This is a genomic window from Streptomyces sp. NPDC037083 (assembly GCF_055606485.1).
Genome location: NZ_JBVJSQ010000003.1, coordinates 57,078 through 70,388, shown reverse-complemented (window position 1 = coordinate 70,388; position 13,311 = coordinate 57,078). Strand labels below are relative to the sequence as shown.

Here is a 13,311-nt window from a genome sequence, read left to right as displayed (position 1 = left end):
ATGTCCACGATGCCGCCGAAGTCGAAGCCGACCACGAAGGACAGGGCGGAACCGAGCGCCTGGCCCTCGCCGTGCACCGGGGTGGGCAGCCAGGTGGCGCCGCCGTCGACACGCCTCCCGCAGCGCCCGTGCCCCTCGCGGCGGCGCCGCCGGCCTCGACGAACTGCCGCCCCGACCGGGCCTGCGCCACACATGGTGTCCGCCCCGAACAACGGGACCGCCTCGCTAGGGTCGCCGCATGACCCACACCTTCGCCCTGCACATCCCCGACGCCGACCTGCGGCCCGACCCGCTCGATCCGGCGCAGATCGTCTCCGGCGCCCCCGAGGTCAGCGGCAGGGTGGTGTGGGAGTCCGAGGACGGCCGGCAGATCCGGGGGATCTGGCAGATCACCCCGGGCGTGGTCACCGACACCGAGGCGGACGAACTGTTCGTCGTGATCAGCGGGTCGGCGACCATCGAGGTCGAGGGCGGACCCACGCTGACGGTGGGCCCCGGCGACATGGCCGTGCTGCGCGAGGGCGACCGCACGACCTGGACGGTCCACGAGACGCTGCGGAAGGCCTACGCGATCAACCGCTGAGCGGGACCGCGGGCGCCGTCGTCCCCCGGATCTCCAGCAGCGGCGCGGCCAGCTGCACCCGCCCCGCTCCCCCGCGCCCCTCGAACCGGTCGAGGAGGCAGCGGGCCGCCCGGCGTCCGACCTCGTGGCCGGCGTGGTCCACGGTGGTCAGCCACAGGTGCCGCAGCCGCGAGATGCTCGTGTTGTCGTAGCCGACCACGGACAGGTCCCCCGGCACCCGCAGGCCCAGCTCCTCGGCCGCCGACAGCGCGCCCACGCAGGCGATGTCGTTGACGGCGAACACGGCGGTGGGCCGGTCCGGGCGGCCCAGCAGCCGTACGGCGGCGCGGTGGCCGCCCTCCTCGGTCATGTCGCTGGCCTCGACCGCGGGCCGCTCCACGCCGTGCGCCCGCATCACCGCCTCGAAGCTGCGCCGGCGCAGCTCGCCGACCGCGCCGTAGCCCGCGATGTGCGCGATCCTGCGGTGGCCGAGCCCGAGCAGGTGCTCGGTGGCCAGCCGAGCGCCCTGCTCGTCGTCGCCCGCGACCACGTCGACCCCCGGCGGGACGGCCTCCCGGGCGCCCGCGACGACGACCGGGATCCGCTCCGCGACCGCCCCGAGCGCCGCCGGATCGGGCAGGGTGCCGACGACCACCAGCCCGTCCGCCCCCAGGTCCAGGAACGGACCGGCCGGGTCTTGGCCGACGCGGCGGTTCAGGCGGGCGTCGGCGAGCAGCATGTGCAGACCGCTCGCGTGCAACAGGGAGTTGAGGCCGTCCAGGAGATCGACGTACCAGGGGTTGCGCAGGTCGTGCAGGAGGACGCCGACGGTCCGGGTGCGTTGCTCGCTGAGGCTGCGGGCCGCCGCGTTGGGCCGGTAGCCGAGCTCGCGCACGGCGCGCAGGACGGCGTCCCGCTTCTCCGCGCGCACCTGCTGGGAGCCGCGCAGCACGAGGGAGACCAGGGATTTGGACACGCCCGCGCGGTCGGCGACGTCACGGATGGTGGGCGGTCTCATGGGGTGGACCGTTCCATGCGGCTGACCGGTTGTCAAAGGGTCCCGAAAGCCTTGACACCCTCGGTCGACCGCCTCCAGGGTGGCCTGGACAGGAAATGGACCGGTCCAAAAGGACCGCGGAGGGCTGAGAGGGGCCGTCATGGTGGACGCGCTCGGTGTCGCCGTCGTCGGGTTCGGCTGGATGGGCCGCGTGCACACCCAGGCGTACGCCCGCGTCCGGCACCACTACCCGCGGCTCGCCCTGCGTCCGGAGCTGGTGGCCGTCGCCGAGGAGGTCCCCGGCCGGGCCGAGGAGGCCGCCGACCGGTTCGGCTTCGCCACGACCACCCGGGACTGGCGTGAGGTGGCCGCCGACCCGCGGGTGCGGGCCGTCAGCATCACCGCGCCGAACTTCCTGCACCGCGAGATCGGCGTCGCGATGGCCGAGGCCGGCAAGCACATCTGGATCGAGAAGCCGGTGGGCCTCACGGCCGAGGACGCCCGCGCGGTGGCGGACGCGGTGGCCCGGACCGGGGTGCAGGGCACGGTCGGCTTCAACTACCGCAACGCCCCCGCCGTCGAGACGGCCCGCGACCTGATCGCCTCCGGCGAGCTCGGCACGGTCACCCATGTCCGCATCCGGCTCTTCAGCGACTACGCGGCCCACCCGGACGGCGCCCTGACCTGGCGGTACGAGCGGGAGCGCGGCGGCAGCGGGGTGCTGGGCGACCTGGCCTCGCACGGCGCCGACCTGGCCCGGTTCCTGCTCGGGGAGATCACCGCGCTGACGGCGGACACCGCGGTCTTCGTCCCGGAGCGGGCCCGCCCCACCGGAGCGACGGCCGGCCACAGCCGCGCCGCCGGCGGCGAACTCGGCCCGGTCGAGAACGAGGACTACGTCAACTGCCTGCTGCGCTTCGCCTCCGGGGCGCGGGGCGTGCTGGAGGCCTGCCGGGTCTCCGTCGGCGAGCAGAACAACTACGGCTTCGAGGTGCACGGCACCAGGGGCGCGGTGTTCTGGGACTTCAGGCGGATGAACGAGCTGGGCGTCTGCCGCGGCACGGCCTACCAGGACCAGCCCGTCAGCACGGTGTACGTGGGACCGGGCGACGGCGAGTTCGGCGCCTTCCAGCCCGGCGCGGCGAACGCCATGGGCTACGACGACCTCAAGGTCGTGGAGGCGTACCGCTTCCTGCGCTCGGTCGCCGAGGGCGTCCCGCACGGGACGACGCTCGCCGACGCGGTGCACAGCGCGAGCGTGCTGGAGGCGATGACCCGGTCCGCGCACAGCGGCGCCTGGGCGGACGTCCACCCGTAGGGGTGAGGGTGGGACCACCCCCGATCCGGCGCCCAGGCCCAGGGACGGCGGGCCCCGGCGACGGCAGGCTTCAGGGGTCGGCCGGCACACGCACGCCGACGCCGAATCCGCCGCACCGAGAACTCGGGGGACCCCATGTCCGAAGCCACCGCCCGTCGCCTGACCGGCCTCGCCGCCCTCGTCGCCGCGATCGCCCTCATCGTCGAAGTGCCGCTGTACTTCGTCTACTCGGGCCCGCCGCCGGACGCGAACGTGCTGTCCCGGCTGCTGCTCGGGATCGTCGCGCTCGCGTCCCTGGTCGTGTTCGTCACGGCGTTCCGGGAACTGATCGCCCGCGTCGCTCCCGACCACGGATGGATCGGCTCCCTGGCCCTCTCCGCCGGCCTGGTGTACGCCACCGTCACCCTGGTCTCGATGGGCCTGGAGGCCGGCGCGGTCATCGCCGCCGACCACCCGATCGACCCGACGATCGACGTCAGCGGCACCTACATCCTGTACGGGTCGATCTCCCGACTGATGCTGGCGCTGTTCCTGGCGGCGTTCGGCCACGCCGTCTCCCGCACCCGTGCCCTGCCCCGCTGGACCGGCCGTTCGGCGTACGTCCTGGCGGGCGCCGGCCTGGCCTTCGTGCCGTCGCTGTTCTTCGGCAACGACCCCGCGTTCTTCTACGCGGCGAACGGCTGGGGCACGACCGCGCTGATGGGAGCCGTCCTCAGCTACTGGCTGCTGGCGCTGGGCGTCTCGACGTACCGCAGCGCGGCCCGCGTCGCCCCGGTGAGCCCGTCACCCGCACCGCGCCACTGACCAGGTGCCCGCGGCGGCCGGAGCCGACCCGGCCGCCGTGCGCCCCGCCCCGGGAGTGGTCCGCGTCAGCCGGCCGCCGTCTGGGGCGGCATGTTGTACGGGGTGACCACCTGGATCGCGGACGGCAGCCGGGGCCCCGCCGGGGGCAGCGCGCCGTGCGCCCGCATCACGGTGTGGCAGGCCTCGCGCACGTCGTGCCGCAGGTCGTGGTGGAGGACGGCGGACAGCCGGTGCTCGCGCAGCAGCCGGGTGTTGTCGTGGTCGAGGTCGTGCGCGACGAACACGGCGCAGTCGCGGCCCAGGTCGGCGAAGGCGCGCAGGGTGGCGATGTTGCCGCCGCCGATGGAGTACACGGCGCGGATCTGCGGGTCGCGCTCCAGCGCGGCGCGGACCAGGTCGTACTGGGTGGCGTCCAGACCCTGCCCCTCGGCGATCTCGACGAGCGCGCGCTCGGGGTGCCGGGCACGCATCAGGCCGCGGAAGCCCATCTCGCGTTCCTCCTCGTTGCGGAAGAAGCCGCTGCTCAGGCTGGTGAGCACGTTGCCGGGGCGGTCGCCGAGCCACTGGCCCATGAGGTAGGCGGCGGTGGCGCCGGCGGCCCGGTCGTCGATGCCGACGTACGCGAGACGGGCGCTGGCGGGCAGGTCGGTGACCAGGGTGACGACGGGGATGCCGGCGGCCACGAGCCGGCCCACGGCGGCGGTGACCTCGGGGACGTCCGGCGCCTTGAGGATCACGCCCTGCGAGCCGCGCCGGGCCGTCCGGTCCAGGGTCGCGACGAGTTCCTGGACCGGTCCGGTCTCGCGGAAGTGGAAGCGGGAGCGCAGCACGGCCGGATGCAGTGACGGCAGCTCGGCCTCCAGGGCGGAGCGGACGGCCGTGGTGAACCGTTCCGGCGCCTGCATCACGATGTCGATCATGAAGGTGCGGCCGACGAGCCGGACCTGGGTGCGCTGCCGGTCCAGATCGACGATGGCCCGCCGCACCTCCTGCGCGGTGGACTCCCGCACACCGCCCCTTCCGTTGAGGACCCGGTCCACGGTGGCCTCGCTCAGACCGGCCTGACGTGCGATCTCACGGAGGGGGAAGGGATGACCCACGGAAGGCTCCTGGGAGTCGGCTTGAGGGGTTTTTGACGGGCGCCTGCTGGTTGTTCGACGGGTTTGTACTGACAACAATGACAGCACTGAGCCGCCGCTGTCACCGAAGGGACGACGATGTCCTTCACCTCCGTCCGAGACCGTGCATGGCTGACCGAGCAGGACTGCGACATCGACGCCCTGCGCTCCCTCGTCGAGCGCACCACCGACCTCGCCGCCTATCCGCACGCCGCCTCGGTCGAGGGCGACGTCCTCGTCTACGACAGCGAGCGGCTGCGCGCGGCGGGAGCCGGCCGGGCGGTGCGGGCCGAGCTGGTGCGCGCCTTCGCCGACGGTCCCGGCGTGGTGGTCTTCCGGGGCGCCTTCCCCGACCCGTCGGTCGTCGACCGCGCCACCGCCGTGTTCGACGCGCTGATCGCCGAGCAGCGCGCCTCGGGGACCGCCGCGGGTGACCACTTCGCCGTGCCGGGCGCCAACGACCGCGTCTGGAACGCCCTGGAGAAGACCGCCCTGTACGACCCGGAGACGTTCGCCGACTACTACGCCAACGACGTCCTCGCGCTGGCCTCACGGGCCTGGCTGGGCCCCGGCTACCAGGTGACCTCCCAGGTCAACGTGGTCAACCCGGGCGGCGCCGCGCAGCGCGCGCACCGCGACTACCACCTCGGGTTCCTCTCCGGCGACCGTGCCGCCGCCTACCCGGCGCACGTCCACCGGCTCTCCCCCGTGCTCACCCTCCAGGGCGCGGTCGCGCACTGCGACATGCCGGTGGATTCCGGCCCCACGCTGTACCTGCCCTACTCGCAGACGTACGAGCCGGGCTATCTGGCGTGGCGACTGCCCGAGTTCCAGGCGTACTTCGACGAGCGGCACGTGCAACTGCCGCTGTCCAAGGGCGACGCGGTCTTCTTCAACCCGGCCGTCCTGCACGCCGCCGGCCACAACCGCACCGCCGACGTGCGCCGGACGGCCAACCTGCTCCAGGTGTCCTCGGCCTTCGGGCGGGCGATGGAGACGGTGGACCGGGAGGCGGTGGCGGACGCGGTCTACCCCGTGCTGCTGCGGCGCCGGGCGCAGGGCGTGGGCGAGGAGTGGCTGGAGCGGGTCGTGGCCGCGAGCGCCGAGGGCTACCCCTTCCCCACCAACCTCGACGCCGACCCGCCGGTCGACGGTCTCGCCCCGCCCTCGCAGGCGGACCTGGTGCGCCAGGCGCTGCGCGAGGAGTGGACCCCGCGGGCGCTGCGCTGCGCGCTGCGCGCCGGCGCCGAGCGTCGCACCAGCTGAAAGGGCTCTGTGCACATGGGACTTCTCGACGACAAGGCCGTCCTCGTCAACGGCGGAAGCCAGGGCGTCGGCGCGGCCGTCGCCCGGGCCGCGGTCCGCGAGGGCGCGCTCGTCGCCGTCGCGGGGCGACGGCCGGAGCCGGGCGAGGCGCTGGTGGCGGAGCTGACCGCCGCGGGCGGCAGGGCGCTGTTCGTCCGGGCCGACCTCGCGGACGCCGAACAGGCGAGACGGTCGGTCACCGAGACGGCGGCCGCGTACGGCCGGGTGGACTGCCTGGTCAACTCAGCGGGGCTGACCTCCCGGGGCACGCTGCTGGACACCACGCCCGAGCTGTTCGACCAGCACGTCGCGATCAACCTCAGGGCGCCGTTCTTCGCCATGCAGGCGGCGGTCGCGGACATGCTGGCCCGTGAAGCGCCCGGCACGATCGTCAACGTCATCACGTCCTCGGCGCACGGCGGCCAGCCCTTCCTCGCGCCGTACGTCGCCGCCAAGGCCGGACTGGCCGGCCTGACCCGCAACGCCGCGCACGCCCACCGCTTCGACCGGATCCGGATCAACGGCCTGAACATCGGGTGGACGGACACCGAGGGCGAGGACACGACGCAGAGGGCGTTCCACGCCGCCGGCGACGACTGGCGCGAGCAGGCCGCCGCACGGCTGCCGATGGGCAGGCTCGGCCGGCCGGACGAGATCGCCGACTTCGTCGTGTTCCTGCTGTCCGAGCGGTCGGGCGTGGTCACCGGTTCGGTGATCGACTGGGACCAGAACGTGCTCGGCGGACTCGACTAGACCTTCAAACCGCTCTCCCCCGCCCCGGCAAGACCCTCAAGGAGCTGCACTCCCCATGCGCATCGGAATCCTCGGCCTCGGCCGCATCGGCGCCTTTCACGCCGAGACCCTCTTCGGACTCGACGCCGTCGAGTCGCTCGTCGTGGCCGACCCCTTCGCTGAGGCCGCCAAGAACGCCGCCGAGCGGTTCGGCGCGGAGGTCGCGGACTCCCCCGAGGCCGTGCTGGCCGCCGGGGTGGACGCGGTGGTGGTCGCCGCGGCGACCGATGCCCACCCGGGTCTGATCCTCGCCGCCGTCGAGGCGGGCGTCCCCGTCTTCTGCGAGAAGCCCGTCGCCAGGACCATGGCCGAGGGCGTCGAGGTGCTCAAGGCCGTCCAGGGCAGCGCGGTGCCCATCCAGATCGGCTACAACCGGCGCTTCGACGCGGGCTTCGTCGCCGCGCGGGCGGCCGTGCGAGCCGGCGAGCTGGGCAAACTGCACACCGTCCGCTCGACCACGCTGGACCCGGCGCCGCCGCCTGCCGCCTACGTCGCCGCGTCCGGGGGCATCTTCCGGGACTGTTCCGTGCACGACTTCGACATCATCCGCTGGGTGACGGGCCGCGAGGTGACCGAGGTGTACGCGGTCGGCGGCAACCGGGGCGCCGACTACATCAAGGAGGCGGGCGACGCGGACACCACCGGTGCGATCCTCACGCTCGACGACGGCACGATCGCGGTGGTCTCCAACTCCCGCCACAACGCCCGTGGGTACGACGTCCGGATGGAGCTGCACGGGTTCGCCGACTCGATCGCCGTGGGCCTGGAGGACAAGCTTCCGCTGCGCTCGGTGGAACCCGGCGTCACGTTCCCGGCCGGTACGCCGCACGACTTCTTCATGGACCGCTTCACCGCCGCCTACCGCGCCGAACTCACCGCGTTCACCGAGGTGGTGACCGGCTCCCGCCCCTCGCCCTGCACGATCGAGGACGCTCTGGAGGCGGGCTGGATCGCCGAGGCGTGCACCCTGTCGCTGCGCGAGCGCCGGCCGGTGACGATCGCGGAGGCCCGGGCCTGCTGAACCGGCTCGGGGCCGGGGCGGCCGGGGACGTCGGTCCCCGGCCGCCCCGGCCCGTTTCACAGCCCGTAGCGCAGCGCCGACTCGTCCGGGTCGTAGGCGTCCCGCGCCGGATCCCGCGGGGTGGCCGGCCGCTCCTCCACCGTGTCCTGCAACCGCACCCGCTCGGGCAGCGACCCGAACCGCGCCCTGCGCCGGGACTCCTCGGACCCGGTCTGCTCTTCCTCCTGCATCTCACCCTCCCTGTCGACTGCCGCGCACTCCGTGTCCCGTTGAACGTCCTCACCTCGCGGCGAGTTCCACGGGCCGGTCCGCGACGGCGTGAGGCGCGCGGTCGGCGACCGGTCAGGCCCCGCAGGACCGCAGGAACTTCCGGGTGCGCACCGCGACGGGCAGCGGCCTGTCCGGCTCGCACGGGTACATGTCCTGTTCGACGATCGCGAACAGTTCGACGCCGAGCCGCTGGGCGGCGATCAGGACCGGCTCCAACTCCGGTACCCCGGACGGCGGTTCGCACATCACCCCACGCTGGACGGCGGGACCGAACGGCACTTCGTCCCTGACGACGTCGGCGAGGATCCCCGGGTCGACCTGCTTCAGGTGCAGGTAGCCGATGCGTTCGCCGTAGGTCTCGATCAGCTGGACGCTGTCGCCGCCGCAGTAGGCGTAGTGACCGGTGTCCAGGCAGAGGTTGACCAGTTCGGTGTCGGTGGAGTCCAGGAAGCGTTCGACGTGGTCCTCGGTGTCGATGTGCGTGTCGGCGTGCGGATGGACGACGAGGTCCAGGCCGTAGGTCTCCTTCACCTCGTGTCCCAGGCGCTCCATGCCCTTGGTGAGGTGGGCCCACTGCTCGCCCGTCAGCTCCGGCGGCTCCAGGATCTCGGCCGTCCTGTCGTCCCGCCAGAAGGACGGGACGACCACGAGGTGCCTCGCGCCCATCGCCCGGGTGAGCGCGGCCACCTGGCTCACATGGGCCCAGGTGGCGTCCCAGACGGACGGTCCGCGGTGCATGCCGGTGAAGACCGTGCCCGCCGACACCTTCAGGTCGCGCCGGCCCACCTCGTCGGCGAGGCGGGCCGCATCGGTCGGCAGGTAGCCGTAGGGGCCGAGTTCGATCCAGGAGTAGCCGGCCTCTGCGACCTCGTCCAGGAAGCGTTCCCAGGGCACCTGCCGGGGGTCGTCGGCGAACCACACGCCCCAGGAGTCGGGAGCCGACCCCACCCTGATGCGGTCCAGCGCGTCGGCCATCTCACGCCTTCCCTTCGCCCGGGGTCGACACCGGAGCGGTGAGGTCCTTCTCGTCCGGCAGCTCGTCGACGTCGACCCCGCGCACCTGGGACAACTCGTGCTTGAGCGCGGCGAGTTCGGCGCCGCCGGCCATGTGGTTGGTGAGTTCCTCCAGGCTGACCCGGTCGCGGGAGGCGGTGAGCTCCATGGTGCCCAGGCGCAGGACGCTGAAATGGTCGCCGACCATGTAGGCGTGGTGGGGGTTGTGGGTGATGAAGATGACGCCGAGCCCGCGGTCGCGGGCGGCGGCGATGTACTTCAGGACCACGCCGGACTGCTTGACGCCCAGGGCGGCGGTCGGCTCGTCCAGGATGAGCACCCGGGCGCCGAAGTGGACGGCGCGGGCGATGGCGACGCACTGGCGCTGGCCGCCGGAGAGGGTGCCGATGGGCTGTTCGAGGTCGTCGAGGACGATGCCCATCTCGCGCAGTTCCTCGTCGGCGGTCTTCTTCATCGTCTCGATGTCGAGCCGGCGCAGCGGCCAGGGGCCCTTGGTCAGCTCGGAGCCGAGGAAGAAGTTGCGCCACACCGGCATCAGCGGGACCGTGGCGAGGTCCTGGTAGACGGTGGCGATGCCCTTGTCGAGGGCCTCGCGCGGGGTGGAGAAACGCACCGGGGCGCCGTCGACGAGGAACTCGCCCTCGGTGTGCTGGTGCAGCCCGGAGATGATTTTGATCAGGGTGGACTTGCCGGCGCCGTTGTCGCCGAGGACGCAGGTCACCTGGCCCGGGTGGACGGCCAGACTGACCCCGTGCAGGGCGCGGATGTTGCCGTAGGACTTGCCCGCGTTGCGCAGTTCGACGATCGCCCCGTCCGCGCCGTCGGGGGCGGTGTCGGCGATGACGGCCCCGTGGGTGCCGGCGTTGTTGCTGGATGTCATGGGGGTCACCTCCGGGTCGCCGTGCGGCTGACCCACAGATTGATCAGGACGGCGCCGAGGAGCATCACGCCGAGGAAGGCCTTGAACCAGTCGGGGTTCCAGTTGGCGTAGACGATGCCCTGCTGCACCATGCCGAACATGAACGCGCCGAAGACCGGGCCGATCGCGGAGCCGGCGCCGCCGGTCAGCAGACAGCCGCCGATCACGGCCGCCGAGATGTAGATCAGCTCCTGGCCCACGCCCTCGCCGGACTGCACGGTGTTGAAGGTGAACAGCTGGTGCATGCCGACGAACCAGGCGCCGAAGCCGACCAGCATGAACAGCGAGATCTTCGTGAAGTTCACGGGCACGCCGACCGCCCGGGCGCTCTCCTTGTTGCCGCCCACGGCGAAGATCCAGTTGCCGTACCTGGTGCGCAGCAGCACCCAGGTGGCCAGCGCCGCGAAGACCAGCCAGTAGACGATCGTGATCTTCACCTGGACGCCGCCGACCTCGAACGAGGAGGCGAAGATCTTCTTCGCCTGGCCGAAGCCGTCCATGTCGCTGATGTCGTCGGTGGCCACGTTGGTGGTGACCAGCTTGGTCACCGCGAGGTTGACGCCCTGCAGGATCAGGAACGTGCCCAGCGTGATCAGGAAGCTCGGCAGCCCGGTCCTGACCACCATCCAGCCGTTGAGGAATCCGATCCCGAGGGAGACCAGGAGCGCGACGAACACGCCCACCCACACGTTCATGGTGAGCTGGTAGCTGAGCATGCTCGCGGTGAGCGCCGAGGTGATCACGGCGACGCCGGACGAGAGGTCGAACTCGCCGCCGATCATCAGTAGCGCCACCGGCAGCGCCATGATCCCGATGGTCGACGACTGGTACAGGATGTTCGCCATCGAGCTGCCCTCGCGCACCGGAGGCGCGGAGATCAGGAAGAAGACGTACACCGCGACGGCGCCGAGGAACACGCCCACCTCGGGGCGGGCCAACAGGCGCAGGGCCAGCGGGCGTTGCGTGGTCCGGCCGTCGCTGTCCTTGCGGCCGGGGGCCGGCGGTGTGCCCACCGCCGGCTCGGCATGCCGGGTCATGCTCATCACCGGGTGCCCTTCGCCGCGTACGCGGCCACCGCTTCGACGTTGGACTTGTCCACGAAGGCCGGACCGGTCAGCACCGGCTGCTCCCCGCCGCCCATGTAGTTGCCGTTGTTCTTGTAGAGCCAGAGCGAGTCGATCGCCAGGTAGCCCTGCAGGTACGGCTGCTGATCGACCGCCAGCTCGACGGTGCCCTTGCTGATGGCGCCGGTCAGGTCCTTGTTGAGGTCGAACGTGGCGATCTTGGCCTTGCTGCCCGCTTCGGAGACCGACTGCGAGGCGGTCAGCGCGATGGGGGCGCCGAGCGTGACGACGTGGTCGACGGCCTTGTCCTGGCTGAGCTTGGCGGTGATGGTCGACTTCACCGACGGCATGTCGGTGCCGTTGACGTACAGGTTCTCGACGGATCCGGAGAAGGTCTTCTTCACGCCGGCGCACCGCTGGGTCAGGCCGATGTTGCCCTGCTCCTGGATGACGCAGATCGCCTTCTTGGAGCCGAGCGAGTTCAGCTTGTTGCCGAGGGCCTCACCGGCCACCGTCTCGTCCTGGCCGAAGAACTCCAGCAGGCCGAGCTTCTTCCATTCGCTGACCCCGGAGTTGAGACCGACCACCGGTATCTTCGCGGCCGTCGCCCGCCCGATGACGTCCTTGAGGGCGTCGGGCTTGGCGAGGGTGACCGCGATGCCGTCGACCTTCTGGTCGACCGCGTTCTGCACGAGGTTGGCCTGCCCGCCCGCGCTGGGGTCGTTGGAGTAGATCAGCTTGACGTTGTCCTTGGCCGCCGCGGCCTCGGCCCCCTTGCGGACGATGTCCCAGAAGGTGTCGCCGGGCGACTGATGGGTCACCAGGGCGACCGTCATCTGCGGGGTGCTCGCCTTGCCCGCTGAGGCGCCGCCCGCGCTCTCCTCGGACTTCTTTCCGCCGGAGCTGCTGGAGCAGCCTGCGAGGGTCAGGGCCACCGTCGCGGCCATGGCCACGACCGGCGCGATGCGGCGCGAGCGGGAGGGGGAAGAGCTGTCCATCTTTCCTGCACCTCACTGTGCTACGGGGGAGACGACGGGGAAGGGGGGAAGGCGATCGCGGTGATCCGGGGCCCTGCTTCTCATCAGATTGGGGCCATGGGGCCGGGTCCGCGACTGTTCAGGAGTCCCGGGCCCGGCCTGCTCTGCTGGGACGGGATCCAATCCCTTGACGGGCCCACTGTCAATACTTTGTTAAGACATCATTTCACAATCAGGTCCGAATGTTAGAACAAAGTATTGACACTGAGGGCTCCCTGGACCTACACCTGGGAGACGCCAGACCCCCCGACCACCGTGAGGAGTGTCGCGCATGGCCGAGTCGGCCCAGCCACTGGACCTGATCACGATGGGGCACATCGGGAACGATCTCTACCCCCTCCGAACGGACGTACCCCTCGCGCGCGCGGAAACGTCCGACGCGTTCTCCGGCGCTCCGGCCCTCGACGTGGCGATCGCGGCGGCCGGCCTCGGCCGCACCGCCGCCGTGGTCACCCGCGCCGAGGACCTGGACTTCTTCGCCCTGCGCGCGGCCCGCCTCCTGTGGATCGACGGCGCCGGCCTGGGCGGGGAGCCCACCCGCTCCGCCATGCTGGCCGCCCTCAAGGTCCGCGACCGGGCGGCCACCACGGTCTTCGACCTCGGCCGGCACCCGGCCGCCCGCCCGGACCCGCACGAACTGCGCCCCTACTACGCGGAGGCGCTGCGGCACTCCACGGTGGCGGTCTGCGACCTCGACGCGTGCGAGACCGCCACCGGGGTGCGCGAACCCCGCGCGTGCGCCGAGGAGTTGCTCGCGGCCGGCGTCGAGCTGGCCGTCGTCCGGCAGGGCCGCGCGGGCGGCGTGCTGGCCGTGCGCCGGGACGGCGGGCGCGCCGAGGTCGCGGCGGCGCCGGCCGCGACGCCGACCGGGGCCGCGGGCGCTGTGGGCGCGGGTGAGGCGTTCGGCGGCGGGCTGGTCCACGGGCTGCTGTCCGGCTGGGAGTTGACCCGGATCCTGCGCTATGCCGACGCGGCCGCCGCCCTCGCCGCCGCCCGTCGCGCACCCGAGCGGGGGATGCCCGGCGAGGCCGAGGTCGAGGAGCACCTCGCCCGCGCCTGACGCCCGCCGCCCGCTCCCCCACCCCACCGA

The 13,311-nt window shown here is 72.3% G+C and carries 14 protein-coding genes; 7 read left to right on the top strand and 7 right to left on the bottom strand.

What is annotated here, in order from left to right; genetic code table 11:
• Positions 1-238: 238 nt before the first annotated feature.
• The gene (locus ACZ7DE_RS08960) at positions 239-583 is read left to right on the top strand and encodes a cupin domain-containing protein (protein ID WP_470759066.1); all 345 of its coding nucleotides are present in this window, start codon (positions 239-241) and stop codon (positions 581-583) included.
• On the opposite strand, the gene ACZ7DE_RS08955 is transcribed toward ACZ7DE_RS08960, so the two are convergent.
• Positions 573-1,580, bottom strand: coding sequence for a LacI family DNA-binding transcriptional regulator (locus ACZ7DE_RS08955; protein ID WP_470759065.1), 1,008 nt, complete (start codon positions 1,578-1,580; stop codon positions 573-575). The genes ACZ7DE_RS08960 and ACZ7DE_RS08955 overlap by 11 nt on opposite strands.
• Positions 1,581-1,719: 139 nt before the next feature.
• Between ACZ7DE_RS08955 and ACZ7DE_RS08950 the strand changes: the two genes are divergently transcribed.
• On the top strand, positions 1,720-2,877 hold the full coding sequence (locus ACZ7DE_RS08950) for a Gfo/Idh/MocA family protein (RefSeq protein WP_470759064.1): 1,158 nt from the start codon (positions 1,720-1,722) through the stop codon (positions 2,875-2,877).
• A gap of 135 nt (positions 2,878-3,012) precedes the next feature.
• Positions 3,013-3,681, top strand: a complete 669-nt coding sequence (locus ACZ7DE_RS08945) for a hypothetical protein (RefSeq protein WP_470759063.1) — start codon at positions 3,013-3,015, stop codon at positions 3,679-3,681.
• Between the two features lie 65 nt (positions 3,682-3,746).
• On the opposite strand, the gene ACZ7DE_RS08940 is transcribed toward ACZ7DE_RS08945, so the two are convergent.
• Positions 3,747-4,781 (bottom strand): LacI family DNA-binding transcriptional regulator, encoded by a 1,035-nt coding sequence (locus ACZ7DE_RS08940; RefSeq protein ID WP_470759062.1) that lies wholly within the window; start codon positions 4,779-4,781, stop codon positions 3,747-3,749.
• Positions 4,782-4,898: 117 nt separating this feature from the next.
• Between ACZ7DE_RS08940 and ACZ7DE_RS08935 the strand changes: the two genes are divergently transcribed.
• The 3 genes from ACZ7DE_RS08935 to ACZ7DE_RS08925 are packed head-to-tail and all read left to right on the top strand — an operon-like array spanning position 4,899 to position 7,917.
• On the top strand, positions 4,899-6,065 hold the full coding sequence (locus ACZ7DE_RS08935; protein WP_470759061.1) for a phytanoyl-CoA dioxygenase family protein: 1,167 nt from the start codon (positions 4,899-4,901) through the stop codon (positions 6,063-6,065).
• A 15-nt stretch (positions 6,066-6,080) separates the two neighbouring features.
• Entirely contained in the window at positions 6,081-6,857 is a 777-nt protein-coding gene (locus ACZ7DE_RS08930) for an SDR family oxidoreductase (protein WP_470759060.1), read from the top strand.
• Between the two features lie 55 nt (positions 6,858-6,912).
• Complete coding sequence (locus ACZ7DE_RS08925) at positions 6,913-7,917, top strand: Gfo/Idh/MocA family protein (RefSeq protein WP_470759059.1); 1,005 nt, start codon at positions 6,913-6,915, stop codon at positions 7,915-7,917.
• Positions 7,918-7,973: 56 nt separating this feature from the next.
• On the opposite strand, the gene ACZ7DE_RS08920 is transcribed toward ACZ7DE_RS08925, so the two are convergent.
• From ACZ7DE_RS08920 to ACZ7DE_RS08900, 5 genes are all read right to left on the bottom strand, one after another.
• Positions 7,974-8,147 (bottom strand): hypothetical protein, encoded by a 174-nt coding sequence (locus ACZ7DE_RS08920; protein WP_470759058.1) that lies wholly within the window; start codon positions 8,145-8,147, stop codon positions 7,974-7,976.
• A 112-nt stretch (positions 8,148-8,259) separates the two neighbouring features.
• The gene (locus tag ACZ7DE_RS08915; RefSeq protein WP_470759057.1) at positions 8,260-9,162 is read right to left on the bottom strand and encodes a sugar phosphate isomerase/epimerase family protein; all 903 of its coding nucleotides are present in this window, start codon (positions 9,160-9,162) and stop codon (positions 8,260-8,262) included.
• A 1-nt stretch (position 9,163) separates the two neighbouring features.
• Positions 9,164-10,081: an ATP-binding cassette domain-containing protein gene (locus ACZ7DE_RS08910; protein WP_470759056.1), complete on the bottom strand. Its 918-nt coding sequence runs from the start codon at positions 10,079-10,081 to the stop codon at positions 9,164-9,166.
• Between the two features lie 5 nt (positions 10,082-10,086).
• Positions 10,087-11,163: an ABC transporter permease gene (locus ACZ7DE_RS08905; RefSeq protein WP_470759055.1), complete on the bottom strand. Its 1,077-nt coding sequence runs from the start codon at positions 11,161-11,163 to the stop codon at positions 10,087-10,089.
• Entirely contained in the window at positions 11,163-12,182 is a 1,020-nt protein-coding gene (locus ACZ7DE_RS08900) for a substrate-binding domain-containing protein (protein WP_470759054.1), read from the bottom strand. The genes ACZ7DE_RS08905 and ACZ7DE_RS08900 overlap by 1 nt, the downstream gene beginning before the upstream one ends.
• Positions 12,183-12,492: 310 nt before the next feature.
• Here ACZ7DE_RS08900 and ACZ7DE_RS08895 point away from each other — a divergent pair, with 310 nt between their 5' ends.
• Positions 12,493-13,281 (top strand): PfkB family carbohydrate kinase, encoded by a 789-nt coding sequence (locus ACZ7DE_RS08895; RefSeq protein WP_470759053.1) that lies wholly within the window; start codon positions 12,493-12,495, stop codon positions 13,279-13,281.
• The last annotated feature ends 30 nt before the right edge of the window (positions 13,282-13,311 follow it).